The sequence below is a fragment of the Burkholderia sp. AU33423 genome (assembly GCF_002223135.1).
GTDB classification, from domain to species: domain Bacteria; phylum Pseudomonadota; class Gammaproteobacteria; order Burkholderiales; family Burkholderiaceae; genus Burkholderia; species Burkholderia lata_D.
Genome location: NZ_NKFH01000007.1, coordinates 133415 through 156823 on the forward strand (window position 1 = coordinate 133415; position 23409 = coordinate 156823).

The following is a 23409-nucleotide window of genomic DNA, read 5'->3' on the forward strand; positions in this document are numbered from 1 at the left end:
AGGGAAGCCAGCCATGACCCAGACCCAAGCCGTCGTCGCTTTGATCGACGATTATTTCAATTTGGCTTATGAGCCGAAGAGCCGTGACTTCGACGCGGTCTTTCACCCGAGCTGCATGATTCAGTGGGTGGATGAAGGCCGGTTGCGCACCCTGTCGTCACAGGAGTATGCGGCACTCATCCATGGTAGGCAGAGTCCTCGAGCGACCGGCGCGCCGAGAGATGAAGCGATCCTGTCGACGGAGAATATCTCGGACAGCCTTTCAACGGCTACCGTGCGGGTGCGAATCGGAAACAAGCTCTTCAACGATCACTTCGTCATGCATAAGGTAGAAGGAAGCTGGCTGATCGCGACCAAGGCGTCCGCTGTCGTGCATACGTTCGACTGAAGCGCCACGCGGCGGATGCGCATCGATGTCCGGATTCGCGAGTGCGCGACAGGATGCACGCAAACACCGGCGAACGAAAACCCCGGGAAACTCATCGATTTGCCGGGTTTTTTACACCATCGAACATTGACTGACTTGAAGCGGGTGCCTGAGGCCAGACTCGAACCGGCATCCCTCAAACATGCCCCTCGTGCTCGATCGCCCGTCCCGGCGACGAACGCGTGGCAATCCTCATCGGCGCCCCCGACATCCTCGCCGCCCGCTTCGCCCACATCGCCGTCAATATCGGCACGAGAATCGCCGTCAGGAGGCACGCGGTCGCGACGATCGCCGTCGCGGCCGGCACCATCGGCTTGAACTTCGGAATCATCTCGCCGATGATCGCCGGGTTCGCGACCGCGGCGCCGGCCGTCGACGACGCGGCAAGCCCGGCGGCGCCGTTCCCGCCGCCCAGAAACCTGTCGGCCAGCATCAGCGGCACGCCCGTCACGACGATCACCGCGAGCCCGAGCGCGATGCCCGGCAGCCCGCTCTTCGCGATCACGTTGAGATCGATGCCGTTGCCGAGCGCGAAGCCGAAGAACGGGATCAGCGGATGCACGCAGCGCCCGAACAGCTCGCGCAGGTCCTCGTCGAGATTGCCGAGCGTGAAGCCGATCAGGAACGGCAGCACCGCGCCGACGAACAGCCGCGTCTCGAACACCGCGACACCGGCCGCGCCGAGAATCAGCATGCTGACGAGCGGCCCCGATTCGATCGACATCAGCACGAAGGCGCCCGCCTCTTCCTTGCTGCCGTATTGCTGCATCACGGCCGCGTAGAGGCCGCCGTTGGTCATGTCCATCGACGTCGTGATCGCGAGCAGCGACAGGCCCGCGAACAGGCCGGTCTTGATGCCATCGTCGGGGATGAACTGCGCGGCGATCACCGTCGCAAGCCATGCGACCACGAGCTTCGTCGCGAGCAGCGTGCCCGATTTGCGCAGCACGACGCCGGTCGCGCGCAAGTTGATCGTCGCGCCCATGCAGAAGAACCAGACGGCGAGGATCGGCACCGTGCCCGCGATCAGGCCGTTGGTGAACGAGCCGAAGTACTTCCCGGCGTTCGGCGCGAACGTGTGCACGCACGCGCCGAGCAGCATCGGGACCAGCATGAGCCCGCCCGGGATGCGGTCGATGGCCTGTTTCAGCTTCACGTCTCCTCCACGGACGTCGATGCGTCCCGTTGTCGAACGATGTCTGCTGACTGACTATAGGACATGATTCGGAATACCGTTCCGTTTTTGTGAATCTCGGTGGTAGTCGTATACCCATAAGACGCGATGCTATTGATCCCAAAGGAATTTATCGATCCTGGGTGAGGAATCAAAAATCCGGATCGACGTTCCGAATTTGAGGAATGTGTGCTTCAATCTTCATCAGGGCGAGCGTCGGCGCGGGTGCCGGCGGCGTGCCCATTCCCCTCGGAGAACCGGCATGGAAGTGCGGCAGGGCATCCACAGCGAACACGCGAAAACGCTCGACACGGCCGGCCTGCGCCGGCATTTCCTGGTGGAGAACGTGTTCGAGCCGGACGCGCTGTCGCTCACCTACAGCCATATCGACCGCATCATCGTCGGCGGCGCGTGGCCGGCCACGCGGCCGGTCGAGGTGCCCGCGTCGCTCGGCTCCGCGATGGGCGTGAGCCATCTGCTGGAACGGCGCGAACTGGGCGCGATCAACATCGGCGGGCCCGGCTGGGTCGAAGTCGACGGGCAGCGTCACGCGGTGTGCACCGAGGAGGCGATCTACATCGGGCAAGGCGGGCAGGGTGTCGTGTTCGGCAGCGACGATCGAGCGCATCCCGCGAAGTTCTACCTGAACTGCGCACCCGCACACACGGCCCATCCGACACGCACGATCACGCTCGCGCAGGCGTCGCCCGAAACGCTCGGCGATGCGGCCACGAGCAATCGCCGCACGATCTACAAGTTCATCGTGCCCGACGTGCTGCCCACCTGCCAGTTGTCGATGGGGATGACGAAACTCGAGCCCGGCAGCCTGTGGAACACGATGCCATGCCATACGCACGCGCGGCGGATGGAGGTGTATTTCTACTTCAACCTCGCGGCCGACGCGGCCGTGTTTCACCTGCTCGGCGAACCGCAGGAGACGCGCCACGTGGTCGTGCACAACGAGCAGGCCGTGATCTCGCCGAGCTGGTCGATCCATTCGGGCGTCGGCACGCAGGCGTATACGTTCATCTGGGGGATGGTCGGCGAGAACCAGGTGTTCAAGGACATGGATCACATCGCCGTGGCCGAGCTGCGCTGACATCATGAAACGCGATACGCCCGATCTTCCTGCCGCCGATATGCGCGCCGCGCTCGCCGGCCTGTTCGACCTGACCGGCAAGGTCGCGATCGTCACCGGCTGCAACACGGGGCTCGGCGCGGCGATGGCCGTGGCGCTCGCGTCGGCGGGGTGCGACATCGTCGGTGCAAACCGGTCGGTGCCCGACGAGACGTCGGCGCGCGTCGCAGCGGCCGGGCGGCGCTTCGTCGACGTGCGTGCCGATCTGTCGACGCTCGAGCCGGTCGAACGGATCGTCGGCGGCGCGGTCGATGCGTTCGGTCACGTCGACATCCTCGTCAACAACGCGGGCCTGATTCGCCGCTGCGATGCGCTCGAATTAACCGAAGCCGACTGGGACGCCGTGATCGACGTGAACCTGAAGAGCGTGTTCTTCCTGTCGCCGGCCGTCGCGCGCCAGATGGTGCGGCAGGGGCGCGGCGGCAAGATCGTGAACGTCGCGTCGATGCTGTCGTTCCAGGGCGGCATCCGCGTGCCGTCGTACACGGCGTCGAAGAGCGGCGTACTGGGTCTCACGCGCCTGCTCGCGAACGAGTGGGCCGCGCGCGGGATCAACGTGAATGCGATCGCGCCGGGTTACATGGAGACCGACAACACCGCGCAGTTGCGCGAGGACAGCCGGCGCAGCGACGAAATCCTCGGCCGCATCCCGGCCGGCCGCTGGGGCGTGCCGGACGATCTCGCGGGCGCGGTGGTGTTTCTTGCGTCGCGCGCATCGGACTACGTGCACGGTCACACGCTTGCCGTCGACGGCGGGTGGCTCGCGCGCTGACCGTACCGCACGGCGAACGCGTTATGCTCTCCCGATTCGCATCTCACGGATTCACGGACATGACAGTAACGCCCAGACAGCGCAAGCGCGATCAGGCGAACCCGGAAGTGGGGGGCGGCCATCCGCGGGCCGGCCATCCGGAGACCGGCGATCCGCACGCGGCCGGCAGCGCGGAGAAAGCCGACTCGGTTGCGGCCGTCGGCAAGGTCTTCACGATCCTCGCCGCGCTCGGCGAACGCCGCGAGATCGGCATCAGCGAACTGTCGCAGCAGCTCGGCATGTCGAAGACGACGGTGCATCGTTTCCTGCAGACGCTCAAGGCGCTCGGCTACGTCGCGCAGGAAGGCGAGACCGACCGCTATCGCCTGACGATCCGGCTGTTCGAGCTCGGCAGCAAGGCGCTGGAGAGCGTGGACCTCGTGCGCGAAGCCGATCTCGAGATGCGCCGCATCGGTCAGCTGACGCGCGAAGCCGTGCATCTCGGCGCGTTCGACGAAGACGCGATCATCTACATCCACAAGATCGACGCCGATTACGGGCTGCGCATGCAGTCGCGGATCGGCCGGCGCAATCCGCTGTACAGTACGGCGATCGGCAAGGTGCTGCTCGCGTGGATGGCGCCCGGTGAGGCGCGTGCGGTGCTGGCCGGCATCGAGTTCCGGAAGTCGACCGCGAAGACGCTCGCGTCGGCGGAAGCGGTGATGAGCATCCTGCCGCACGTGCGGCAGCAGGGCTATGGCGAGGACAACGAGGAGCAGGAAGATGGCCTGCTGTGTCTCGCGGTGCCCGTGTTCGACCGTTTCGATCGCGTGATCGCGGGATTGTCGCTGTCGTTTCCGACGATGCGATGCGGCGCGGATACGAAGGCGCATTACGTCGCGCTGCTGAAGGAAGCCGGGCAGGCGATTTCCGCGCGGCTTGGCCATCGTCCGGAGGCGGCCGGGGTCGAGCCGGCGACGGTCACGTAGGATTGAGCACATGCCGGTAGAGAGCCGGTAAAACGAAACGACAATACGACGTCAAGAACGGATCATGCAGATGAACATGACGATGCGCATCGGTATCGCGATGCTGGCGATCGGCACGTGCCTGGGCGCGAACGGCGCGCATGCAAAAAACGCAGTGGACTGCGAAAAGCTCAACACCGCAACGAGCGGCCCGGACGACAACTTCCGGCCGCCGGCTTCAGGCACGGTCATCGGCGCGGGGCGCGTGTACTTCTACTCGGCGCCCGATGCGCAATGCGTGACGAAGCGCACCTTCATCATTCCCGGCGATTCGGTGACCGTCTACAAGCCGCACGGGCGCTGGTACAACATCATGTACGTGAACGGCAAGACCGGCGAGGACTTCGAAGGCTGGGTCGAGCAGGGCCGCGTGCGCCTCGGTGGTCAATACGGTGCACAGTAAGTAACCGTCGGCGGCAATGCCGCTACGCCGACACCCACGCACCATCCTGCTTCAAATACTCCGCCCGCTGCGGTCGCTGATACAGGTAACCCTGTGCGTACTGAATCCCGACCGTATGCAGTGCGCGGTGTTGCGTTTCCGTTTCCACGCCTTCCGCGATGATCTTCAGGTCGTAGTGATGCGCAACGGACGCGATCCCCTCGATCAGCCCCGCGTTACCGCCGTTCAGTTGCGAGATGAACTGGCGATCGATCTTCACGTAGTCGAACGGAAAGCGCGACAGCATGTCGAGATTGCTGTGATGCGTGCCGAAATCGTCGATCGCGAACTTCGCGCCTTTCGCTCGCAGCGCATGGAAGATCGCGGTGGTCCGCGCATTCTTCTCGAGCAGGATGCGCTCGGTCACTTCGAGCACCAGCGTAAAGCCCGGCGGCAGCGCGCGGATTGCCTCCTCGACGATGGACACGAACCGCGTGCGCTCGAGATCCTTCGGCGCGATGTTGACGGCGATACGCAGCGGCATGCACGGCGTCAGCGCGGACAGTTCCGCCACGGCTGTCCGCAGCACGAATTCGGTCACTTTCGGCAGCACCGCGCTCGATTCGACCTGCGGGATGAACACGGCCGGGCTGATGGCCCCCCACTTGGGGTGCTGCCAGCGCAGCAGCGCCTCGACGCCGACGGTCCTGCGCGTCTCGACATCGACGATCGGCTGGTACACGACGTGGAGCTCGTCGCGCCTGAGTGCGTTACGCACGGCCTTCAGCAGCAGCCGGCGCGGCGCCATCGCGAGCAGGTAAGCCGCCATCACGAGGCCGTCCGCCAGCAGCACGATCGTGATGGCGATCAGCCGGTCGTGCTGCCGGACCTGCGACGCGTAGTGCGCGGATGCGGCAACCCGCACCGTGAACGGCCAGCGGGGCGAGACGAGCGTGCTGCCGCCCGCGGGATCCGTGGCCGACTCCGGCGTGAACTTCCCGTGCTGGTCGAGATGGCCCGAACCCGCGATCGACAGCGTCGCGGTTTCCGTTCCGTAGCGGGCGCCGTGCGCGAGCGCGTCGGCCACGTAGTCGCCTTCGATCAGGTAGAGCACACCCGCGCCGGGTGCGGTCGCGTAAAACACGGGCAGCACCGGGATACCTTGCTGGAACGGCGTCTGGCGCAGCAGCGTGACGAGCGTCGAGCCCGGTTCCGGCTCGTGGGTATACGCGCCGAGCGGCAGGTCGATCGCCCCCAGCGCCGACGAGCACATGACACGGCCCTCGTGCACCAGCGCGACGGCGCGCAGATAGCGCAGGCGCGTGCCTATCTCGGCGAGCGTCCGGAATACCGCCGGGCATGGCCGCCCGACGAGCGCGGTCAGTTCGTCCACATGCCGCAGGCGCGCACCGTCCAGGATGCGGTCCACCGAGGCCACGATGTCGTTCGCGATGACGCGCTCATGCTCGGTGACGGTATCGCGCGCGTAGCGGTCGGCAAGCGCGATCGCAAATGCCGGTACGAGCACGCAAACGATTACGGCGGCGAAAAAGGCAACCCGCGGCCATGCGCCGCTGCGCTGGAAAACGGCCTTCGAGCCTGGCGTGAACGCTGACATTCCCGCGGTCGCCTTTGGTGTTGTGTGTATGGAGAGGCGAGTCGAACCGGTCGATACACCCACGGCGTGCATGTGTCATGCCGGGTTCTGGCCATGCGCGATGCGCGCCGGTATCGCAATGCGATCGATGCTGCGGTCGCGGCGGGCATCTGCGGCAACCCCGTCGCAATCGGCCAATCATTCCGGCGGCTGGCCGCTATGAGCATGTGCACGCAGCGCATGTATATCGACATAACACACCGAAAAAACCCCGGCCGCATGGTCTTGCGGCCGGGACGAAAAAACACCGTCTCTTGGCACGAGGATGGTGCGCGGCAAGTATAAGATGTGACGAGAGATTGTGAAATATTGTTATTCAACGATTAGTGTAGTTTTGTCATTGCGTCTCGACAGGAAACATTCTTTCGGGATGCTGTCTTCGTCGACCTGCCGGCGGCCCGCGATCGGCCGCCGCGCGATACGGTCGCACGTCTTGCGGGAGCGCCGGGATGGAAGAAAATACCGCGCCCACGGTCACCATGACCGATGGCGCAGCCGCGGCCGACGGCGGTACGCTGTGGATCCAGATTGCCGTGAACGGGCAAACCCGTAACTACCTGCTCGACCGCGCGCTCGCCTCGCGCGGCACGTCACGCTACGACACCATCAGCAGTGGACATGGTCCGCTTTCGAAAGGGGAACGAAAGGAATTGCTCGCGCTGCTGCGCAGCATTGCCGATCCCGCGATGTGGGCCGGCATGGTCGGCACGTTCGTGCAGGTGCTGCAGGCGTCCGAAGATGAGTGAACGATACGGCGCCGGCGCGCCGCGCGGGCCGCGATTCAGAAATCGTTGCGCATCTTGCGCAGCAGGTCGCCGCCCGACTGGTGCGTATCCACCGCGGTGAGCACATCGGTCAGGAACCACGGCAGGTTCAGTTGCGTATTGGCATCGCTGACGCATACGCGGATCGGCGGCGCCTTCGACGACGCGCGGGCGTCATGCGTGGCGTCGCGGGACGGCACGCAGTTTTTTGCGTGCGCTTGAACGGGCGCCGGCTCGGCACTGCCGGACGGCGCACCGGCGGCGGCCGGCAAGCTGACGGCGGCCAGCAGGGTCAGGACAGCGACAGCAGCAACGCGTTTCATGGGATTCTCCGGCGATGCTCGTTCGACCGCGCGGGCGGACGCGAGTTCGTCGGCGGCTCGCTGGCGCGCTGCACTCAGCCGCGCGCGACGTTCGCGGCCCGCGCCGGTTGCCGGCTGCGCCACTGCTGCGGCGATTCGCCGGTCCAGCGCCGAAAGGCGCGCGTAAAGGCGCTGTGTTCCGAATAGCCGAGCAGCCAGGCGACTTCCGCGAGCGTCAGCCGCGGATCGTTCAGGTGGTCGATTGCGAGCCGCCGCCGCGTGTCCTCGCGTAGTATCCGGAAGTTGAGCCCGAGTTCGGCGAGGCGTCGATGCAGCGTGCGCGACGACACATGCAGGTCCGCGGCAATCTGTTCGAGGCTCGCTTCGCCCTGCGTCAACAGGCGCGCGACGGCTTCGCGCACCGACTGTTCGAGATCGTCCGTCTGCCGCAGCTCGGCAAGCAGCGCGCTCGCCTGGCGTTCCATCATCTGCAGCAGCGCGTCGTCCGGCTGGCGCAGCGGCTGCGTGAGCAGGTGCAGCGGGAACGCGAGGCGGTTCACCGGCTGGCCGAATCGCACCGGGCAGCCGAAATAGTCGATGTACGGTTGTTCGTCGCCGGGTGACGGGTGCACGAGGCAGACCTCGTCGGGCCCGTGATGCGTACCGGTGATGTTGCGTGCGAACTGGACGATGGCCGTCAGCGCCACTTCATCGACGAGCGGGCCGAGCGGCTCCGGCGCGTCATGCCATTCGATCGCGACCGACGTCGCCTCGACCCGCACTTCCATGCGCGCGACGTTCGCAATCAGGTGTTCGTATTGCTGCCAGCGCGCGAGCGCGGCGCCGGCATCGCGGCACGCATGCAACGCATAGCCGAGCGCACCGAGATGGGCGGGCGTGATTCGCTGGCCGACGTGCAGGCCGAGCAGCGGATCGTCGAGCGCGTGCACCGCGCATTCGAGCAGGCGCCGCCAGTGAGCGCTCGCGTACAGCGTGAGCCCGCGATCGTCCTCGGGCGGCCGCGCGTCGCCGAGCACGCGCGCGGCATCCTTGCCCTGCTCGGACAGATAGTCGAACAGCAGCCGCACGTAGGTGCTCGAGTAGTAGACGCGCTGCGTCGATAGCGGGGAGGCGGCGGGCATGGCGGAAAGTGTCAAGTAATTGTCGGCAAGTGTCAACGCGGGGCGACCCGTGCGCGACCATACTGCCGGTCAGTTCTTGATCGAGGCCGCGAACATGCCGACCGAGTTGATGACGTGGCTCCACGCGTTCCTGGGTAACGACGTGGACTGGAAGCAGGTGCTGCTGATCGGCATGACGCCGGTCTTCCTGATCGCGTTCGCGATCGAATACGCGATGATGACCGGGCGCGGCCGCCGCGAGCCGTTTCGCTGGAAGGAGATCGTCGCGAACCTGTCGCTCGGCGCCGGCTATCAGGTGGCCGAAACCGTGATGGGGCTCCTGTTCACGGGTGCGATTTTCGCGTTGGTCTACCGGCACCGGCTGTTCGACGTGCCGGTGAACGGCTTCACGATCGTGCCGATCTTCGTCGTCGTGGAGTTCTGCTACTACTGGTTTCATCGCACGTCGCATCGCGTGCGCTGGTTCTGGGCCGCGCACGTGCCGCATCACAGCGGCGAAGTGATGAACTTCACGACCGCGATGCGGCAGTCGCTGCTGAACGCGTTCGTCGGCGTGTTCGTGTTCTACCTGCCGCCAGTGTGGCTCGGCATCCCGCCGGCCGTCGTGCTGTTCCTGCTCGCGGTCGATCTCGCGTACCAGTACTTCGTGCATACCGAAGCGATCGGGTGGCTGCCGCGCTGGTTCGAGTACGTGTTCGATACGCCGTCGAATCATCGCGCGCATCATGGCCGCAATCCGCGTTACATCGACAAGAACTACGGCGGCGTGCTGATCATCTTCGATCGCCTGTTCGGCACGTATGTCGAGGAAACTGAGCCGGTCGACTACGGGATCACGCAGCAGATTCGTTCGTATAACTTTCTGGTGTTGAACCTGCACGAATTCGTCGACATGTGGCGCGACGTGTTCGCGCCCGGGCCCGTCCTGCAGCGGCTGAAACACCTGTGGATGCCGCCCGAATGGGAGCGGCCGGGGCATCGGCCGATTCATGCGTGGAGTGTCGAGCGCAAGGGCGAGGAGGAGGCCGCGACAGCATCGCGTGCCATGTCTGATGAGGAGGCGTCGGCGCAAGGGCGCAAGATCGTACAAGCCGCGGGTACGCGATCCGGCTAACCTGCGTGCTTTCCTCGGCGGAAGGCGCGGCGGGCAATGACGAAGAAAGTATTCTGGGACGATCCCTACCGGACCACGCTGGATACCGTCGTCAGCCACGTCGACGGCGATCGCGTGCGGGTGGACGCCACCATCTTCTTTGCGTTTTCGGGTGGGCAGGGGAGCGACGCGGGCTCACTGGGCGGCTATCCGGTCATCCAGGCCGACAAGCAGGGCCTCGACATCGTTTATACGCTGCCACGCGATCATGCGCTGAGCGTCGGGGATCGCGTGACCTGGCGCATCGATTGGGCACGGCGGTACCGGCTGATGCGTCTGCACTTCGCGGCCGAAATGGTGCTGCAGCTGGTCTATCGGCTCAGGCCCGGCATCGAGCGCATCGGCGCGCATATCGGGCAGGACAAGGCGCGCATCGACTTCGCGAGCGACACGAGCGTGGCGCCGCTGTTTCCCGAGATCGAATCGGCCGCGGCCGACCTGTCGAAGCGCGACCTGCGCATCGTGACCGATTTCAGCGATGTCGACGCGCAACGCCGGTTCTGGCGTGTCGACGGCTTCGCGACGATGGCGTGCGGCGGCACGCATCCGGCGTCGACCGGCGAGATCGGCATGCTGACGCTCAAGCGCAGGAATACCGGGAAGGGCAAGGAGCGGATCGAGGTCATGCTGGTCGAGCCGGAGAGCGCCGGCGGGTAGCGGGGCGAGCGGGTTGCGTAACCCGCCGCCCGCGTCACGTCACTGATACCCGTAACACTGCTTCAACCCCGCGTAGTCATAGAAGTGGCTGCCCGGCGCGATTTTCGCGCCGTCGCACGCAGCCTGGAAATCCGTTTCGCGCTCGTTGTACAGCATCTTCACGATGAGGCGCGAGCCGTTGCGATAGACATCCCACTGCATGTTCGCGGCCATCGGCGACACTTGTTCACCGCGCCACGGATTGGTCGCGTACGTGTACGTCTGCGCGTGCGGCGTCGGCACGAACACGTTCTTCAGGTTCATGATCGACGCGAACGGAATCACGATCTCCGCATGCGTGAAGCGCAGCTTCGCGGCGCGGGTCAGGTCGCCGCGCGCGATCGCATCGACTTCACCGAAGAAATCGTCTTGCAGCACCTTCGCCATCCGGTACGTGACGGGGTTCGTTTCCTGGATGCCGGGCCCCTTCTGGTAGTAGTCCTCGGCATCCTGCAGATACGCGAGATACTGCGCCTGCTCCGCGCCGATGTAATTCTCCATCGTGACGCCGCCGGTTTCCGCCGTCATCGCGGGCGCGACCTGCAGCAGGTTGTACAGCACGTTCACCGCATCGACGGCCGTCGCGATCTTGGTCTTGCCGTCGCCCTTCAGCGTGTTGGTGAACTTGCCGTCCGCCGACGTGAAGGCATAGGTGCCGGTGTTCGCGAACGTGTAGCCGTCGGTGCCGAGCTTCGCGATGAAGGCTTGCGACACGAGCGCGGACAGCACCGTTTGCGCAACGTCGGCCGCCTGCGGCGCGGCCTTGATCGCGTTGAGCTTCGCGGCCACCGTCGCGTCGTTCGCATAGGCCTGGTATGCCTGGCTCGCCTGATAGGTCGCGTAGTACGGGTTGCCTGCATCGGTCACGAGATCGGTGGCCGGCTTCAGCGCGTGGAAATACAGCAGGAAGCGGTTGGTGCCGGCCGGCTGCGCGACCGGCGCGTTCGCGGGATAGCCGGACGGCGCGGCGGGCAGCGTGATCGCCGAGGCCAGTGCCGGCTGCGCGGCCACGAGCGACGCGGAGAAATACGTCGAGCTGTCGACCGCGCGATCCTGGCCGGAGTTGACGACGACGACCTGCCGGTTGCCGGCCGCGAACAAGGCAGGCAGCCGCTGCGCGAGACGTGCGGCGAGCTGCTGGTGTTCGCGGATGCCGGTTTGCGTGAGATTGCCGTACCCGGGCGTCGAGATGCCCGCCACGCCATAGCCGAGCAGTGCATTGGCCTTCATCATCGCGTACGTGTCGGCCTTGAGCTGCGCGCCGAGTGCGGTCAGTGCGCCGTCGGCCTCGGCCTTGACCAGCATCGCGTAGATCGCGCCGTCGTACTTGAAGCCCGACAATCCACGCGAGCCGTGGCGCGCGACGAGTTCCGTATAGACGGGCGCGTAGCCGGCGGGCGGCGCTTCGTACGTCGCGGCGTCCTGCTGCGGGCGGTACGGTGTCTTCGTCTGGTAGTAAGTCGCGGGTGTCGGCTTGGGCTGAGGCTGTGGCTGCGGTTGCGGTGCGGGCGTCGAGCCGCTGTTGTCGGCAGAGGCCGCGGGTGGTGCCGAGTCGTCCCCGCCGCAAGCGGCGAGCAGTAGGCAGGTAATCGCGAGGGCGGTGGCGGTGCGGATCGGGCGTGTCATCGTGGCGTGCAACGGGCGGGACGATGCAGGTTTGCGTCGTCCCGTCTCCGGGAGTGATCGGTCAAGCCCGGAAGTGTTGCAAGCGACTTTGACAGCAGAGTGTCAGGATTCGGTCGGGCAATCGTCGGATTGCCTTCGAGTCGCGCACGGCCGGCCAACGCCGGCCCGTGCGCCGGCGTTCAGTGCAGGCCGGCCGATGCGATCGAGCGCACGGTGTCGGTGATGTTCACGCAGCGCGACAGGCCGAAATGCTCGGCTTCGCGGCGCTCCGGTTCGCTGCTCGCAATGGCCACCGCGCGTTCGGGCGGCACGCCGAGTGCCTGCAACGCGACGTCGAAGGGATGCTGGGTTGATCCGGAGTCCTGCTGATTGGCGTCCGTGACGACGACCGAGAAGCGGTCGAGGTTCGCGCGGCCGAACTGGCCTTCGAACATGTCGCTGAGCCGTGCGGCCGGCAGCGTCGTGACGAGACCGAGTCGATATCCTTCTTCCGATGCTCGATCGAGCCACTGGATGATCGCATCGCGTTGATGGCGCGATTCATGCGAATCCGGCGTTGCTTCGATTTGCGCGAATGCTGCGTCGAGACGGGTGACGATGGCTTCGATAACCACGGTGATTCCTCTTCAGAGACGTGATGATCCGTTCGCCGACGGGAATGCCACACACCTTAGCGTCGATCCGGAAAACGCGACCAATTAATATTTATATCCGACCCATACGATTCGACTAATGAATGGGACGACGAGCCAATGTGGGCGCGGGATGCGTGTCGCACGGCCTGTTCCGCGCGAATCGCATCGCATCGACGGCCCTCGATGTGATGCACCAGATTCGCGCACGCGCTGAATGCACCGCGCATGGGCAAATGAAAAAACGGCATATCGAACGATGCACGCCCGATATGCCGTCTTGCGAGGCTGCGTGTGAATCGACGCGATCAGTGCAGCTTGATCGACGGCTGGTTGCGGCTTTGCAGCCAGTGGCTCAGCGACTGGAACAGCGCACGCTTCACGCCGACCACGCTGAACAGGTGCTTGCGATACAGGAACTTGTACAGTCCGATTGCGGCAAGCCCGTCGACGATCAGCGAGCGCGAACGCACGCCGATGTCGGCCTGGTACACGGCGCCCGCATGCCCGAGCGACACGACGGTGCCCGCATCGCGGAATGTGAAGCCGTCCACCGGCTTGCCGGCGACGCGCCGCGCGAACGCGTTGACCAGGTACACGGCCTGCTGAAAAGCGACCTGCGCACGCGGCGGCAGGAAGCCGTTCGCGCCGGCCGTCGGGCAGGCGGCGCAGTCGCCGAACGCATACACGTGCGGATCGTCCGGCGTCTGCAGCGTCTCGGTCACGATCACCTGGTTCGAACGATTGAGCGCGATGTCGCCGATCTGCCGCAGGAACGCGGGGCCCGCCACGCCGGCCGCCCAGATCGTGATGTCGCTTGCGAGCCGTTCGCCGGTCGAGGTCGTCACGGCATCCGCGCCGACTTCCGCCACGCGGGTATCGGTCAGCACGTCGACGTTCAGCGCGCGAAGCTGCGCGTGCATCTTGCCGGACAGCCGCTCGTCGAGCGCCGGCAGGATGCGCGGGCCGCCTTCGATCAGCCGGATGTGCACGTCGCGCGCGGACACTAGCGCCTTGAAGCGGTACGTCGTCAATTGCTGGATCGCATCCCGCAATGCCGCTGCCAGCTCGACGCCCGTCGCGCCCGCACCGATCACGTTGATGCAGATCGGCGCCGCGCGCCGCGCGGGCTGCTGCTCGGCCAGGTGATTCGCCTTCGTGCAGGCCGCGAGGAACTTCCGGCGGAAATCCTCGGCCTGGTCGAGGTTTTCGAGCGGCAGCGCGTGGCGCGCCGCGCCCGGCACATTGAAGAAGTTCGTCACGCTGCCGACGGCGAGCACGAGATCGTCATAGCCGAGCTCGCGCTGCGGCAGGATTTCCGTGCCGTCCGCATCCTGCACGGCTGCGATCGTCGCCGTGCGTGCCGCGCGGTCGACGTGTTGCAGCGCGCCCTGCATGAAGCGGAAACCGTGGCGCTTCGCTTGCGCCGCGTATTCGATCGTGTGCGAGGCCGGGTCGCGATGGCCCGATGCGGCTTCGTGCAGCAGCGGCTTCCAGAAGTGCGTCGGATAGCGGTCGATGAGCACGACTTCGGCTTGCCCGCGGCGTCCGACCGTATCGCCGAGACGTGTGGCGAGGTGCAGGCCGCCGGCGCCGCCGCCGACGATCACGATGCGCGGCAGGCGCGGTGCGCGGTCCGTTGCAAGGTTGGGCGTGGTGTTGTCCATGTTGGGCTCCCGCTGAATGACGATTCGGATGACATTGCTCAAGAACCGACGATATAGTTTTGAACCTACACGAACAATTTAATGTTTATAAGCGACTCATATGTATTCACTTATAGGAAAGACCGCGACGTTCCGGCAGCTGAAGGCGCTGGACATGATTGCGCGGCTCGGCAGCGTGTCGCGGGCGGCCGAGGAACTGAACCTGACGCAACCGGCCGTGTCGCTGCAGGTGCGCCTGCTCGAGGAGGCGGTGGGCGCCGCGTTGCTGCAGCGGGTGGGGCGGGGCGTGCAGCTGACCGCGGCCGGCGAGATCGTGTCGCGCTATGCGCGCGAGATCCTGCATCTGTGGAGCGAGGCCGGCGACGAAGTGGCCGCGCTGACGGGCGATCTCGGCGGCACGCTGCGGATCGGCGCGATCACGACGGCCGAGTACCTGATTCCGCCGCTGCTCGTGAAATTCACCGCGACGCGTCCGCACGTGAAGACTTATTTCAAGGTTGGCAATCGCGACGACATCATCCGCATGCTCGCCACGCATGAAATCGATCTCGCGGTGATGGGCAGCGCGCCGAAGGAACTGCGCACGCATGCGGTCGAGTTCGCGAAGCATCCGATGGTGTTCGTCGCGGCGCCCGGCCATCCGCTGATGCAGCGCAAGCGCGTCGCGCTGAAGGATCTCGAATCCGCGCACCTGCTCGTGCGCGAACGCGGCGCGGGTACGCGCTCGACCGTCGAGAGCCTGTTCAAGAACGCGGGTTACCGGTTCCATGTGGGCTCCGAACTGTCGAGCAACGAGGCGATCAAGCAGATGGCCGAAGCGGGGCTCGGCGTGGCGTTCCTGTCGTTGCACGCGTGTGCACTCGAACTGCGCACCGGGCTGCTCGGGCAACTGCCGTTTCCCGGCAACCCGATCGAGCGCGAATGGTATGTGGTCACGCTCGCCGACCGGCGGATCTCGCAGGTCACGGGGCTGTTCCGCGATTTCCTGATCAAGCAGGGCGCACCGGTGATCGACGGCGCGACGGCGGCGCCGCACGAGCGGCGGCGCAAGTAGGCGAATGCGTTGACCGGCCGGTCAGACGAGCCCGAAGTCGTCGTTGCTGTCGGGAATCGACGCGAGCAGCCGTTCGAGCCGGTACCAGCCGACGATGCGCAGGCACCAGGCGGTGATCGGGGCGCGGTTGCTGCGGGAGTGGCGCCCGGATGACGGACGGGTGGCGGCGGAACGCGGGCGCGCGGTGAACGCTGCGCGTTGCGCAAGGCACTGATGGGGCATGACGGTCTCCGTAGGTGTCGGATGGGGCCATCGTAAGTGGCGCGGCGCCCGCCGGCGCACACGCAAGGATGGCCCTGAGCAGGAACGGATGATCTTTTTCTGCTCGACCCGGGCGCGTTGCCGGCAGGCCCGGCAGACCGCCCGAAAACGCGTCACAATGCGCGTTCGACATCCCGATCCACTGGAGGAAGGCCATGAGCGATGCGATTCTCGCGGCGCCGACGGACAACGGCGTCCCGGTCAGCCTGCGCTCGAGCCGCGGGCTCGGCTGGCAGGGCTTCGGCGCGTCGCTGCTGGCAATCCGCGCGGGCACCTACCGGATTCCGGCGGCCGAGCATCACCGGATCGGCGTGCATATCGGGTCGCCGGTTCGCGCGGATTGCGTGTGCGACGGCGAGCGCGTGTCGCGCATCCAGGCGCACGGCGACGTCGACGTGATTCCGGCCGGCCTGCCCGGCCAGTGGACCGACAGCGCCGACTGCCAGATCCTCCATATCGCACTCAGCGACACGTTCGTGCGGCGGACCGTCGAACAGCTCGAACTGAAGCCGTCGCAGGGGCAGATCCGCCGCCGGCTGCAGGTGCGTGACCCGCGCCTGCAGCACATCGCGTGGGCGATGGCCGCCGAACTCGAAGCGGAAGACGCGTCGGATCCGCTCTACGCGGAAAGCCTGTGCACGGCGCTCGTCGCGCGGCTGGTCGACGGCCAGCCGGCGTTCCGCGAGCGCCGCCGCACGCTCGCGCCGAAGGCGGCCGCGCGCGTGATCGACTACGTCGAAGCGAACCTCGACCGGCGCATGACGCTGGCCGAACTCGCGGCGCTCGTGTCGATCAGCGTGCCGCATTTCAAGGTGCTGTTCCGCGAAACGCTCGGGATGCCCGTGCACCAGTACGTCGTGCGGCGCCGGGTCGAGCGCGCGAAGGCGTTGCTGCTAGAAGGCCGGCTCAGCATCAGCCAGATCGCGCTCGAAGCCGGGTTTGCGCATCAGAGCCACATGGCGAACTGGATGAATCGCGTGCTGGGCGCGACGCCGACCGAGATTGCGCGGTCGGGGGCAAGGGGCGGGCTGCGGCTTGCGTATGACGGCGAGGAGGGTGCGAAGCCTTCGCGTCGCTAGCCTCGGCTTCGCGGCGGCGCACGGCGCGATCCGTGCGCTCCCCGCATCCCGTCATCCTTTCCTGCTGTATTCATCCCTCCCTGCGCGCCGCTCCCGCCGCCCAACCTGACAATCACGACACTTTCATCCCCCAAGGAGCGAATCGTGTTCGTGATCTTCGGTGCATCCGGCAACGTCGGCCAGTCGACCGTGACGGCCCTACGCAACGCCGGCCATCCCGTGCGCGCGGTATTGCGCGACGCACGCCATCGTGAACGTTTCGTGCAGCTCGGCTGCGATGTCGTGATCGCCGAGCTGACGGACGCGAACGCGGTCGCATCGGCAATCGACGGCGCGCGGGCCGTGCAGATCCTGTGCCCGGTGCCGGTCGCCGACCCCGATCCGGCCGCGACGATGACGCGGACGATCGACGTCGCCACCGCCGCGCTCGCCGCCAACCCGCCGCCGGTGCTGCTCGCGCTGTCGGACTACGGTGCGGAGCGCGACGGCAATACGGGCATCACCCGGCTGTTTCATCACTTCGAGGAGCGGCTGAAGACGATCCCGACGCATCTGACGCTGCTGCGTTCGGCCGAGCATCTGCAGAACTGGACGCGCATCCTGCCGGTCGCACTCGGCACCGGTGTGCTGCCGAGCTTTCACCATCCGGTCGGCAAGGTGTTCCCGACGGTCTGGGCGCCCGACGTGGGCGTCGTTGCGGCGCGGCTGCTGCTCGACGCGCCGGAAGGCGGCAACGGGCCGCGCATCGTCAGTATCGAAGGGCCGCGGCGGGTGAGCGTGACGGCGATCGCCGATACGCTCGGCGCGGCGGCCGGCCGGCCCATCGTCGCGCATGAACTGCCGCGCGAGACGTGGGCCGCGACGCTGCTGCGTGCGGGCCTCAGCGAACGCCATGCGCAGTTGATCGTCGATCTCTACGATGTGCACAACGCGGGGCAGATCGACGTCGAGGAGGGGGTGTCGGAACGGCTTTACGGCACGACGACGCTGACCGATGCACTCGCACAACTGGTGCGCCAGCACGCGCGGTAATAGAGGCGGCGGCGACGCGCATTACGCATCACGCGGGTCGCCGCACCTTGTTAAGGATAGCGTATGAAAGCGACCCGATCACGATCCCCCAGAACGCGGAGCCGAGCCCGAGCCACGTCATGCCCGACGCGGTCGCGAGGAACGTGATCAACGATGCTTCGCGGTGGCTCTCATCCTCGAAGATCCCGTGCACGTTCGCGCCGATCGCACCGATCAGCGCGAGCCCTGCGAGGATCGCGACGAATGCTTTCGGCAGCGCGAAGAACACCGTGACGATCGTGCCGGCGAAGAGCCCGCCGATCAGGTAGATCGCCCCGTTCGCGAGCCCGGCGATGTAGCGCCGGTCCGGGTCTTCGTGCGCGTCCTTGCCGGTGCAGAGCGCGGCCGTGATCGCCGCGACGACGATCGTGATCCCGCCGAAGCACGCGACCACGAGCGACATCACGCTGGTCGCGGTGATGATCGGCCGCGCGGGCGTGTGATAGCCGGACACGCGCAGGATCGTCATGCCCGGCAGGAACTGGCCGGTGAGGCTGACGACCACGAGCGGCAGCGCGAGGCTGAGCGTCGTGCCGAGCGTCCATTCGGGCGCGATGAAGATCGGGTGCGCGAGGCTCGCCGACACGTTGCCGAGATGCGTCATCCCGAGCAGCGCCGCGAGCGCGGCGCCCGTCAGCAGCACGAGCACGATGCTGTAGCGCGGCAGCAGGCGCTTGAAGGTCACGTAGGCCGCGATCATCCCGAACGCGAGCGCGGGCTGTTCCGACGCGGCGGCGAACGCATGCGTGCCGAACGGCAGCAGGATGCCGGCCATCATCCCGCACGCGATACCGCGCGGAATGTGGCGCACGAGCCGGTCGAAATAGCCGGTCACGCCGATCAGCAGGATGATCAGCGCGGCCGTGATGTACGCGCCGACGGCCTGGTTGAGCGTCAGTTGCGGAAACAGGCCGACGAGCAGCGCGGTGCCGGGCGCTGACCACGCGGTGATGACCGGCACCTTCAGCTTCCAGCTCGCGAACAGGCCCGATACGCCGGCGCCGATCGAGATCGCCCAGACCCACGACGACACCAACGCATTCGACGCATGCGCTGCCTGCGCGGCTTGAAAGAAGATCGCGAGCGGGCCTGCGTAGGAAATCAGTACCGCGAGAAAACCCGCGGTAATCGCGGAAACGGACCAGTCGTTGCCGATCGCGCGGATTGCGCCGGGCGGGGTGTTCGGTTGCATCGTCGTGGGGGCGTGCGGCGCGCGGCCGGGAGCAGAGCCGGAGCGAATGATTGTTGGAAGCCCCGGACGAGCCGTCATTCTGGGCATTGCCGACGCAATTGGCAATGCTCGGGTGGGAGCAGGAATGTTGGTGTTTCGTAAGAAATGTGCGGTGGGGCGGACGAATCGTCGGCTCCGCCGAACGTCACGTACTGATCTGCAGCACCTTGTCGACCACCGCCACCTTCACGCCGCTCCCCGTCGACAACGACGCCGTGCCCTGGTCGAACGGATGGACGGGCGTATCGGTCGGCGTCCACGCATGGCGCGCGAGCAGTTCGCAATACCCGCCGCGAATCACGAAGCCGCCGCACTTCTGCGCGTACGCATTGCGTCGCATCCGGTACGCACGCGGCAGGTCGTACCACGGCAGCTTCGGCAGGTCGTGATGGACGAGGTGATAGTTGTTGTTCAGGTACAGCAGCCGCATCGCGAAGCCGGCTTCATTGATCGCGATGCGCGCCTTCGGATGCGGGGCGGCGCGGTGCTCGTACAGCGAGCGGATCATCGCGATCGACAACGCCGGCCACGTGATCACGAGCAGGTAATACCACCACGGCACGCCGATGGCCCATTGCAGCCACCCGAGCAGCGCAACCACGCAGGCGATATGCATCGCCCACATCGGCAGATAGCGGAAGTCGCCGCGACGAAACGCGGCGAATGCATCGATGCACATTGCAAAGATGCTCAGCGGCGGCCCGGCGATGAAGCGTCCGATGAAGGTCTTGCGGGCGACCGTCAGCACGCGGCGCCAGCGCGGCAGCTGCGCCCAGCGTTCGCGCGTGACGTAGTTCGTTTCGGGATCGACGCCCGGTACGGTCAGGTCTTCGTCGCGGTGGTGGTCGAGGTGTGTGTCGCGATACAGCGTGTACGGATACCAGACCGTCAGCGGCGGATAACCGAGCAGCTTGTTCACGAGGGCGGAGCGTGTCGGATGGCCGTGAAGCAGCTCGTGCTGCAGCGACAGGTGCCATGCGCCGAGCAGGATCAGCGGCGGCGTCGCGGCCGCGAGCGACAGCGTGCCGTCACGCACGAGCAGCAGCACGGCGAGCCAGCCGCCGTAGATCGCGACGACCAGCAGCCAGGTCGGCCACTCGGTGCGGGCGGTGAAGCGGGTGTCGAGCGCGGCGATCGCACGCGCGTGGTCGACGTCGAAGTATTCGGCCATGGCGTTGAGGCGGATTGAACGGGCAGTGCGGGGAACGAGCGGTTGAACCGGTGCGCTCGGCCCGGTGCGCAGGTGTCTCGCGGATCACGGTCGGCCTGTCCGTTATCACGTGCAATGGCGATGCTCGGGCAGGCATCAGGACGGTACCGGGATCGCGCTGCGCGGCCAACCAATCGATTCGCATTTGCTTATCGTCGCGTGGCCGATAAGCTTCGGGCGCGCTGCGCCGCGTTCAGCCCCCGTTTTACCGTGATCGAACCGGGTTCCGTTGCGCGAGCGTCACTGCGTAGAATGCCCGCATGAGCTCATGGATCGCCGCCCTGCCGATGTACAACGTGACGCCGCGCCACGACGCGCTGTGGCGCGCGTTGCTGCGCGACGCGCTCGATGCGTTCGCGAACGCGGGCGGGCCCGCCGATGTCACGCTTCCCGACGAACCCCTCGACGACCTGCACGCGCTGTGGCGGCGCGACGATCTGCTGCTGTCGCAGACCTGCGGCTACCCGTACCGGATGCTGGGCCTGCGCGATGTCGTGCGACTGATCGCGACCCCCGTGTTCGATGCCGACGGTTGCCACGGTGCGCACTACAGCAGCGTGCTGGTCGTGTCGGCAGATGCACACGCGGACGGCGCGACGACGCTCGCCGCATGCCGGGGGCTGCGGGCCGCATTCAACGGTCGAGATTCGCACAGCGGGATGAACGCGCTCCGGCACGCGGTCGCGCCGCATGCACGCGACGGACGATTCTTCGGATCGGTTACGGCGCTCGGCTCGCACCTGAACGTGCTGCGTGCGTTGGCTTTGGCGGAAGCCGATTGTGCGGCGATCGACTGCGTGACGTTCGCGTATGTACGCGACGCGTTGCCCGATCTGCTGCAGGACATCCGGATCATCGGGATGACGGCCTCTGCGCCGGGATTACCGTTCATCGCATCGCGCGCGCTGCCGGAAGCGCAGGTCGCCTCATTGCAGGACGCGCTCGATCACGCGGTCGCCACCGATGCGGAACGGGCGCGCGTGCTGCGGTTGAAGGGATTCGAACGGTTGTCGCCAGGCGACTACGACGTAATTGCGCGACTCGCGGAGGACGCGGCCGCGCACGGATATCCGGAACTGGCGTGATGCGGGGGTAATGTGAGGGAATGCAGGGCGGCGCGCAACGGTGCGACCGTCCGCGCCGCGTTCCGTCACTCTTCGTCCATCAACCGGACCTTGACCCGCTTGCCCTTGATCTTCCCGGCATTGAGCTTGCGCAGCGCATCGCGCGCCACGCCGCGCTCGAGTGCGACATAGGTCGAGAACTCGGTCACGTTGATCTTGCCGATCTGCTTGCCGTCGAACCCGGCGTCGCCGGTCAGGGCGCCGAGCACGTCGCCCGGGCGGATCTTGTCCTTGCGCCCGCCGAGGATCTGCAGCGTTTCCATCGGCGGCGTCAGCACGCCGTCGTCGGCCGGCTTCAGTTCCGCGAGCGGATGCCATTCGACGTCGCGCTTCTGCGCCTGCTCGATCGCGCCGACGCGGCCCATCTCGTCCATGCTCGCGAGGCTCAGCGCCCAGCCGTCCTGATCCGCGCGGCCCGTGCGGCCGATGCGGTGCACGTGCACTTCGGGGTCGGGCGTCACGTCGACGTTGATCACGGCCTCGAGCTGCGCGATGTCGAGCCCGCGCGCGGCGACGTCGGTGGCCACCAGCACCGAGCAACTGCGGTTCGCGAACTGGATCAGCACCTGGTCACGCTCGCGCTGGTCGAGCTCGCCGTGCAGCGCGAGCGCGTGGAAGCCCTGCGCATGCAGCACGTCGAGCAGGTCGCGGCACTGCTGCTTCGTGTTGCAGAACGCGATCGTGCTCACCGGCCGGTAGTGGTTCAGCAACTGCCCCACCGCATGCAGCCGTTCGTCTTCCGTCACTTCATAGAAGCGCTGGCGGATCTTGCTGTTGTCGTGGCGCTCTTCGAGCTTCACTTCCTTCGGGTTGCGCAGGAACTGCTGGCTCAGCTTCACGATGCCGTCCGGGTAGGTCGCGGAGAACAGCAGCGTCTGGCGCGAGGTCGGGCACATCCGTGCGACCTTCGCGATGTCGTCGAAGAAGCCCATGTCGAGCATCCGGTCGGCTTCGTCGAGCACCAGCGTGTTCAGCGCGTCGAGCTTCAGGTTGCCGCGATCGAGGTGATCCATGATGCGGCCCGGCGTGCCGACGACGATGTGCGCGCCGTGCTCGAGGCTCTGCGCCTGCGGGCGCATCGGCGTGCCGCCGCACAGCGTCAGCACTTTCACGTTCTCTTCGGCGCGCGCGAGGCGGCGCACTTCCTGCGCGACCTGGTCGGCGAGTTCGCGCGTCGGGCACAGGATCATCGCCTGCACGTCGAAGCGGCGTGCGTCGAGGCGCGCCAGCAGCGCGAGCGAGAACGCGGCGGTCTTGCCGCTGCCCGTCTTCGCCTGGGCGATCAGGTCCTGGCCGGCCAGCGCGATCGGCAGGCTCGCGGCCTGGATCGGCGTCATGTCGACGTAGCCGAGCTGCGCGAGGTTGGCGAGCGTGGCGGGCGTCAACGACAGCGCGCTGAACGGCGTGGCGGTCGGCTGGGTCATTCCAGGTCTCCGAGGTAAGGGCGGCCTTCCATCTGCTCGTAGACGACCTTGCCTTCGTCGTCTTCGAAGCGTTCGAGGTAGTTGCGCGCGCCGCACAGCGGGCAGCGGAACAGCAGCCCCTGGCCTTCGTCCTTGATGACGACGTCGGACTGCTCCCACGGCGTGCCGCAGCTCTGGTTTCGGCAGGTAAACACGGTCTTTCTCCAGCTGAATTCGGTTGATGGCGCGCCCGGGCGGGCGCGGCAACGGCGGGCGGCGCTAGCGCGGCCTGGGCGCGGGCCGCACCGGGCGTCGCTTGGATTGCGTCGATGCGGATGGTGGATCGGGCGGCGACAGGGTCGCGCGTGCCGCAATTCTAGCGGAAGCGGGCGACCGGCCGGGCGGTTTCGCCCGCTACCCGCCAAGAAAAACGGCCG

General features: G+C 66.5%; 24 protein-coding genes. 12 read left to right on the forward strand and 12 right to left on the reverse strand.

All coding sequences use genetic code 11. The features are described from left to right. The first annotated feature begins 13 nt into the window (after positions 1-13). Positions 14-388 (forward strand): nuclear transport factor 2 family protein, encoded by a 375-nt coding sequence (locus CFB50_RS18910; protein WP_069250503.1) that lies wholly within the window; start codon positions 14-16, stop codon positions 386-388. A gap of 175 nt (positions 389-563) precedes the next feature. On the opposite strand, the gene kdgT is transcribed toward CFB50_RS18910, so the two are convergent. Beyond that, positions 564-1583: a 2-keto-3-deoxygluconate transporter gene (gene kdgT / locus CFB50_RS18915; RefSeq protein WP_089446867.1), complete on the reverse strand. Its 1020-nt coding sequence runs from the start codon at positions 1581-1583 to the stop codon at positions 564-566. A gap of 280 nt (positions 1584-1863) precedes the next feature. Between kdgT and kduI the strand changes: the two genes are divergently transcribed. The 4 genes from kduI (at position 1864) to CFB50_RS18935 (ending at position 4921) form a co-directional block, all read left to right on the forward strand. Further along, the gene (gene kduI / locus CFB50_RS18920) at positions 1864-2700 is read left to right on the forward strand and encodes a 5-dehydro-4-deoxy-D-glucuronate isomerase (protein ID WP_089446868.1); all 837 of its coding nucleotides are present in this window, start codon (positions 1864-1866) and stop codon (positions 2698-2700) included. A 4-nt stretch (positions 2701-2704) separates the two neighbouring features. Next, positions 2705-3511 (forward strand): 2-dehydro-3-deoxy-D-gluconate 5-dehydrogenase KduD, encoded by an 807-nt coding sequence (gene kduD, locus CFB50_RS18925; RefSeq protein ID WP_089446869.1) that lies wholly within the window; start codon positions 2705-2707, stop codon positions 3509-3511. A gap of 59 nt (positions 3512-3570) precedes the next feature. Further along, on the forward strand, positions 3571-4479 hold the full coding sequence (kdgR, locus tag CFB50_RS18930; RefSeq protein WP_089446870.1) for a DNA-binding transcriptional regulator KdgR: 909 nt from the start codon (positions 3571-3573) through the stop codon (positions 4477-4479). A gap of 70 nt (positions 4480-4549) precedes the next feature. Further along, positions 4550-4921: a hypothetical protein gene (locus CFB50_RS18935; RefSeq protein ID WP_089448362.1), complete on the forward strand. Its 372-nt coding sequence runs from the start codon at positions 4550-4552 to the stop codon at positions 4919-4921. Positions 4922-4943: 22 nt separating this feature from the next. Here the strand turns inward: CFB50_RS18935 and CFB50_RS18940 are convergent, their stop codons facing one another. Next, positions 4944-6518 carry an EAL domain-containing protein gene (locus tag CFB50_RS18940; protein ID WP_235986602.1) on the reverse strand — a complete coding sequence of 525 codons (1575 nt, stop codon included), beginning with the start codon at positions 6516-6518 and terminating at the stop codon, positions 4944-4946. Between the two features lie 488 nt (positions 6519-7006). Here CFB50_RS18940 and CFB50_RS18945 point away from each other — a divergent pair, with 488 nt between their 5' ends. Then, positions 7007-7303: a hypothetical protein gene (locus CFB50_RS18945; RefSeq protein ID WP_089446871.1), complete on the forward strand. Its 297-nt coding sequence runs from the start codon at positions 7007-7009 to the stop codon at positions 7301-7303. A 35-nt stretch (positions 7304-7338) separates the two neighbouring features. Here CFB50_RS18945 and CFB50_RS18950 read toward each other — a convergent pair whose 3' ends face one another. Next, the gene (locus CFB50_RS18950; protein WP_069252820.1) at positions 7339-7644 is read right to left on the reverse strand and encodes a hypothetical protein; all 306 of its coding nucleotides are present in this window, start codon (positions 7642-7644) and stop codon (positions 7339-7341) included. Between the two features lie 74 nt (positions 7645-7718). Continuing rightward, entirely contained in the window at positions 7719-8780 is a 1062-nt protein-coding gene (locus CFB50_RS18955; protein ID WP_256979142.1) for an AraC family transcriptional regulator, read from the reverse strand. 79 nt (positions 8781-8859) lie between these two features. On the opposite strand from CFB50_RS18955, the gene CFB50_RS18960 reads away from it, so the two are divergent. Beyond that, a complete protein-coding gene (locus CFB50_RS18960; RefSeq protein ID WP_089448364.1) occupies positions 8860-9879 on the forward strand; it encodes a sterol desaturase family protein in 1020 nt (339 codons plus the stop codon). 36 nt (positions 9880-9915) lie between these two features. After that, positions 9916-10575: an alanyl-tRNA editing protein gene (locus tag CFB50_RS18965; protein WP_069250511.1), complete on the forward strand. Its 660-nt coding sequence runs from the start codon at positions 9916-9918 to the stop codon at positions 10573-10575. 39 nt (positions 10576-10614) lie between these two features. Here the strand turns inward: CFB50_RS18965 and CFB50_RS18970 are convergent, their stop codons facing one another. From CFB50_RS18970 to CFB50_RS18980, 3 genes are all read right to left on the reverse strand, one after another. Further along, positions 10615-12240, reverse strand: a complete 1626-nt coding sequence (locus CFB50_RS18970; RefSeq protein ID WP_069250512.1) for a histidine-type phosphatase — start codon at positions 12238-12240, stop codon at positions 10615-10617. 179 nt (positions 12241-12419) lie between these two features. Next, positions 12420-12854: a phosphatase gene (locus CFB50_RS18975; RefSeq protein ID WP_089446873.1), complete on the reverse strand. Its 435-nt coding sequence runs from the start codon at positions 12852-12854 to the stop codon at positions 12420-12422. A 326-nt stretch (positions 12855-13180) separates the two neighbouring features. Next, positions 13181-14539 carry an NAD(P)/FAD-dependent oxidoreductase gene (locus tag CFB50_RS18980; RefSeq protein ID WP_069250514.1) on the reverse strand — a complete coding sequence of 453 codons (1359 nt, stop codon included), beginning with the start codon at positions 14537-14539 and terminating at the stop codon, positions 13181-13183. A 100-nt stretch (positions 14540-14639) separates the two neighbouring features. Between CFB50_RS18980 and CFB50_RS18985 the strand changes: the two genes are divergently transcribed. Then, positions 14640-15593, forward strand: a complete 954-nt coding sequence (locus tag CFB50_RS18985; RefSeq protein WP_069250515.1) for a LysR family transcriptional regulator — start codon at positions 14640-14642, stop codon at positions 15591-15593. A 21-nt stretch (positions 15594-15614) separates the two neighbouring features. Here CFB50_RS18985 and CFB50_RS18990 read toward each other — a convergent pair whose 3' ends face one another. Next, positions 15615-15815: a hypothetical protein gene (locus tag CFB50_RS18990; RefSeq protein ID WP_069250516.1), complete on the reverse strand. Its 201-nt coding sequence runs from the start codon at positions 15813-15815 to the stop codon at positions 15615-15617. A 194-nt stretch (positions 15816-16009) separates the two neighbouring features. Between CFB50_RS18990 and CFB50_RS18995 the strand changes: the two genes are divergently transcribed. Beyond that, on the forward strand, positions 16010-16933 hold the full coding sequence (locus tag CFB50_RS18995) for an AraC family transcriptional regulator (protein WP_069250517.1): 924 nt from the start codon (positions 16010-16012) through the stop codon (positions 16931-16933). A 144-nt stretch (positions 16934-17077) separates the two neighbouring features. Next, complete coding sequence (locus tag CFB50_RS19000; RefSeq protein WP_069250518.1) at positions 17078-17965, forward strand: NAD(P)H-binding protein; 888 nt, start codon at positions 17078-17080, stop codon at positions 17963-17965. Positions 17966-17993: 28 nt separating this feature from the next. Here the strand turns inward: CFB50_RS19000 and CFB50_RS19005 are convergent, their stop codons facing one another. Together CFB50_RS19005 and CFB50_RS19010 are read right to left on the reverse strand one after the other, a co-directional pair. Next, positions 17994-19196, reverse strand: coding sequence for a benzoate/H(+) symporter BenE family transporter (locus CFB50_RS19005; RefSeq protein ID WP_089446874.1), 1203 nt, complete (start codon positions 19194-19196; stop codon positions 17994-17996). Between the two features lie 184 nt (positions 19197-19380). Next, entirely contained in the window at positions 19381-20406 is a 1026-nt protein-coding gene (locus tag CFB50_RS19010; protein WP_089446875.1) for a fatty acid desaturase, read from the reverse strand. Positions 20407-20705: 299 nt separating this feature from the next. On the opposite strand from CFB50_RS19010, the gene CFB50_RS19020 reads away from it, so the two are divergent. Then, positions 20706-21530 (forward strand): phosphate/phosphite/phosphonate ABC transporter substrate-binding protein, encoded by an 825-nt coding sequence (locus CFB50_RS19020; protein WP_069250521.1) that lies wholly within the window; start codon positions 20706-20708, stop codon positions 21528-21530. Positions 21531-21595: 65 nt separating this feature from the next. Here the strand turns inward: CFB50_RS19020 and dbpA are convergent, their stop codons facing one another. Both dbpA and CFB50_RS19030 read right to left on the reverse strand, forming a co-directional pair. Beyond that, positions 21596-22993 (reverse strand): ATP-dependent RNA helicase DbpA, encoded by a 1398-nt coding sequence (gene dbpA / locus CFB50_RS19025; RefSeq protein ID WP_069250522.1) that lies wholly within the window; start codon positions 22991-22993, stop codon positions 21596-21598. Continuing rightward, complete coding sequence (locus tag CFB50_RS19030) at positions 22990-23187, reverse strand: hypothetical protein (protein WP_011356541.1); 198 nt, start codon at positions 23185-23187, stop codon at positions 22990-22992. Before CFB50_RS19030 ends, dbpA begins: the two co-directional genes overlap by 4 nt. Between the last annotated feature and the right edge of the window lie 222 nt (positions 23188-23409).

Bases quoted from the DNA above. Each gene is read 5' to 3' on its own strand.
- CFB50_RS18910 (WP_069250503.1), top strand. From the start codon at position 14: ATGACCCAGACCCAAGCCGTCGTCGCTTTGATCGACGATTATTTCAAT.
- kduI (WP_089446868.1), top strand. From the start codon at position 1,864: ATGGAAGTGCGGCAGGGCATCCACAGCGAACACGCGAAAACGCTCGAC.
- kduD (WP_089446869.1), top strand. From the start codon at position 2,705: ATGAAACGCGATACGCCCGATCTTCCTGCCGCCGATATGCGCGCCGCG.
- kdgR (WP_089446870.1), top strand. From the start codon at position 3,571: ATGACAGTAACGCCCAGACAGCGCAAGCGCGATCAGGCGAACCCGGAA.
- CFB50_RS18935 (WP_089448362.1), top strand. From the start codon at position 4,550: ATGAACATGACGATGCGCATCGGTATCGCGATGCTGGCGATCGGCACG.
- CFB50_RS18940 (WP_235986602.1), bottom strand. From the start codon at position 6,518: ATGTCAGCGTTCACGCCAGGCTCGAAGGCCGTTTTCCAGCGCAGCGGC.
- CFB50_RS18945 (WP_089446871.1), top strand. From the start codon at position 7,007: ATGGAAGAAAATACCGCGCCCACGGTCACCATGACCGATGGCGCAGCC.
- CFB50_RS18950 (WP_069252820.1), bottom strand. From the start codon at position 7,644: ATGAAACGCGTTGCTGCTGTCGCTGTCCTGACCCTGCTGGCCGCCGTC.
- CFB50_RS18960 (WP_089448364.1), top strand. From the start codon at position 8,860: ATGCCGACCGAGTTGATGACGTGGCTCCACGCGTTCCTGGGTAACGAC.
- CFB50_RS18965 (WP_069250511.1), top strand. From the start codon at position 9,916: ATGACGAAGAAAGTATTCTGGGACGATCCCTACCGGACCACGCTGGAT.
- CFB50_RS18970 (WP_069250512.1), bottom strand. From the start codon at position 12,240: ATGACACGCCCGATCCGCACCGCCACCGCCCTCGCGATTACCTGCCTA.
- CFB50_RS18980 (WP_069250514.1), bottom strand. From the start codon at position 14,539: ATGGACAACACCACGCCCAACCTTGCAACGGACCGCGCACCGCGCCTG.
- CFB50_RS18985 (WP_069250515.1), top strand. From the start codon at position 14,640: ATGTATTCACTTATAGGAAAGACCGCGACGTTCCGGCAGCTGAAGGCG.
- CFB50_RS18990 (WP_069250516.1), bottom strand. From the start codon at position 15,815: ATGCCCCATCAGTGCCTTGCGCAACGCGCAGCGTTCACCGCGCGCCCG.
- CFB50_RS18995 (WP_069250517.1), top strand. From the start codon at position 16,010: ATGAGCGATGCGATTCTCGCGGCGCCGACGGACAACGGCGTCCCGGTC.
- CFB50_RS19005 (WP_089446874.1), bottom strand. From the start codon at position 19,196: ATGCAACCGAACACCCCGCCCGGCGCAATCCGCGCGATCGGCAACGAC.
- CFB50_RS19010 (WP_089446875.1), bottom strand. From the start codon at position 20,406: ATGGCCGAATACTTCGACGTCGACCACGCGCGTGCGATCGCCGCGCTC.
- CFB50_RS19020 (WP_069250521.1), top strand. From the start codon at position 20,706: ATGAGCTCATGGATCGCCGCCCTGCCGATGTACAACGTGACGCCGCGC.
- dbpA (WP_069250522.1), bottom strand. From the start codon at position 22,993: ATGACCCAGCCGACCGCCACGCCGTTCAGCGCGCTGTCGTTGACGCCC.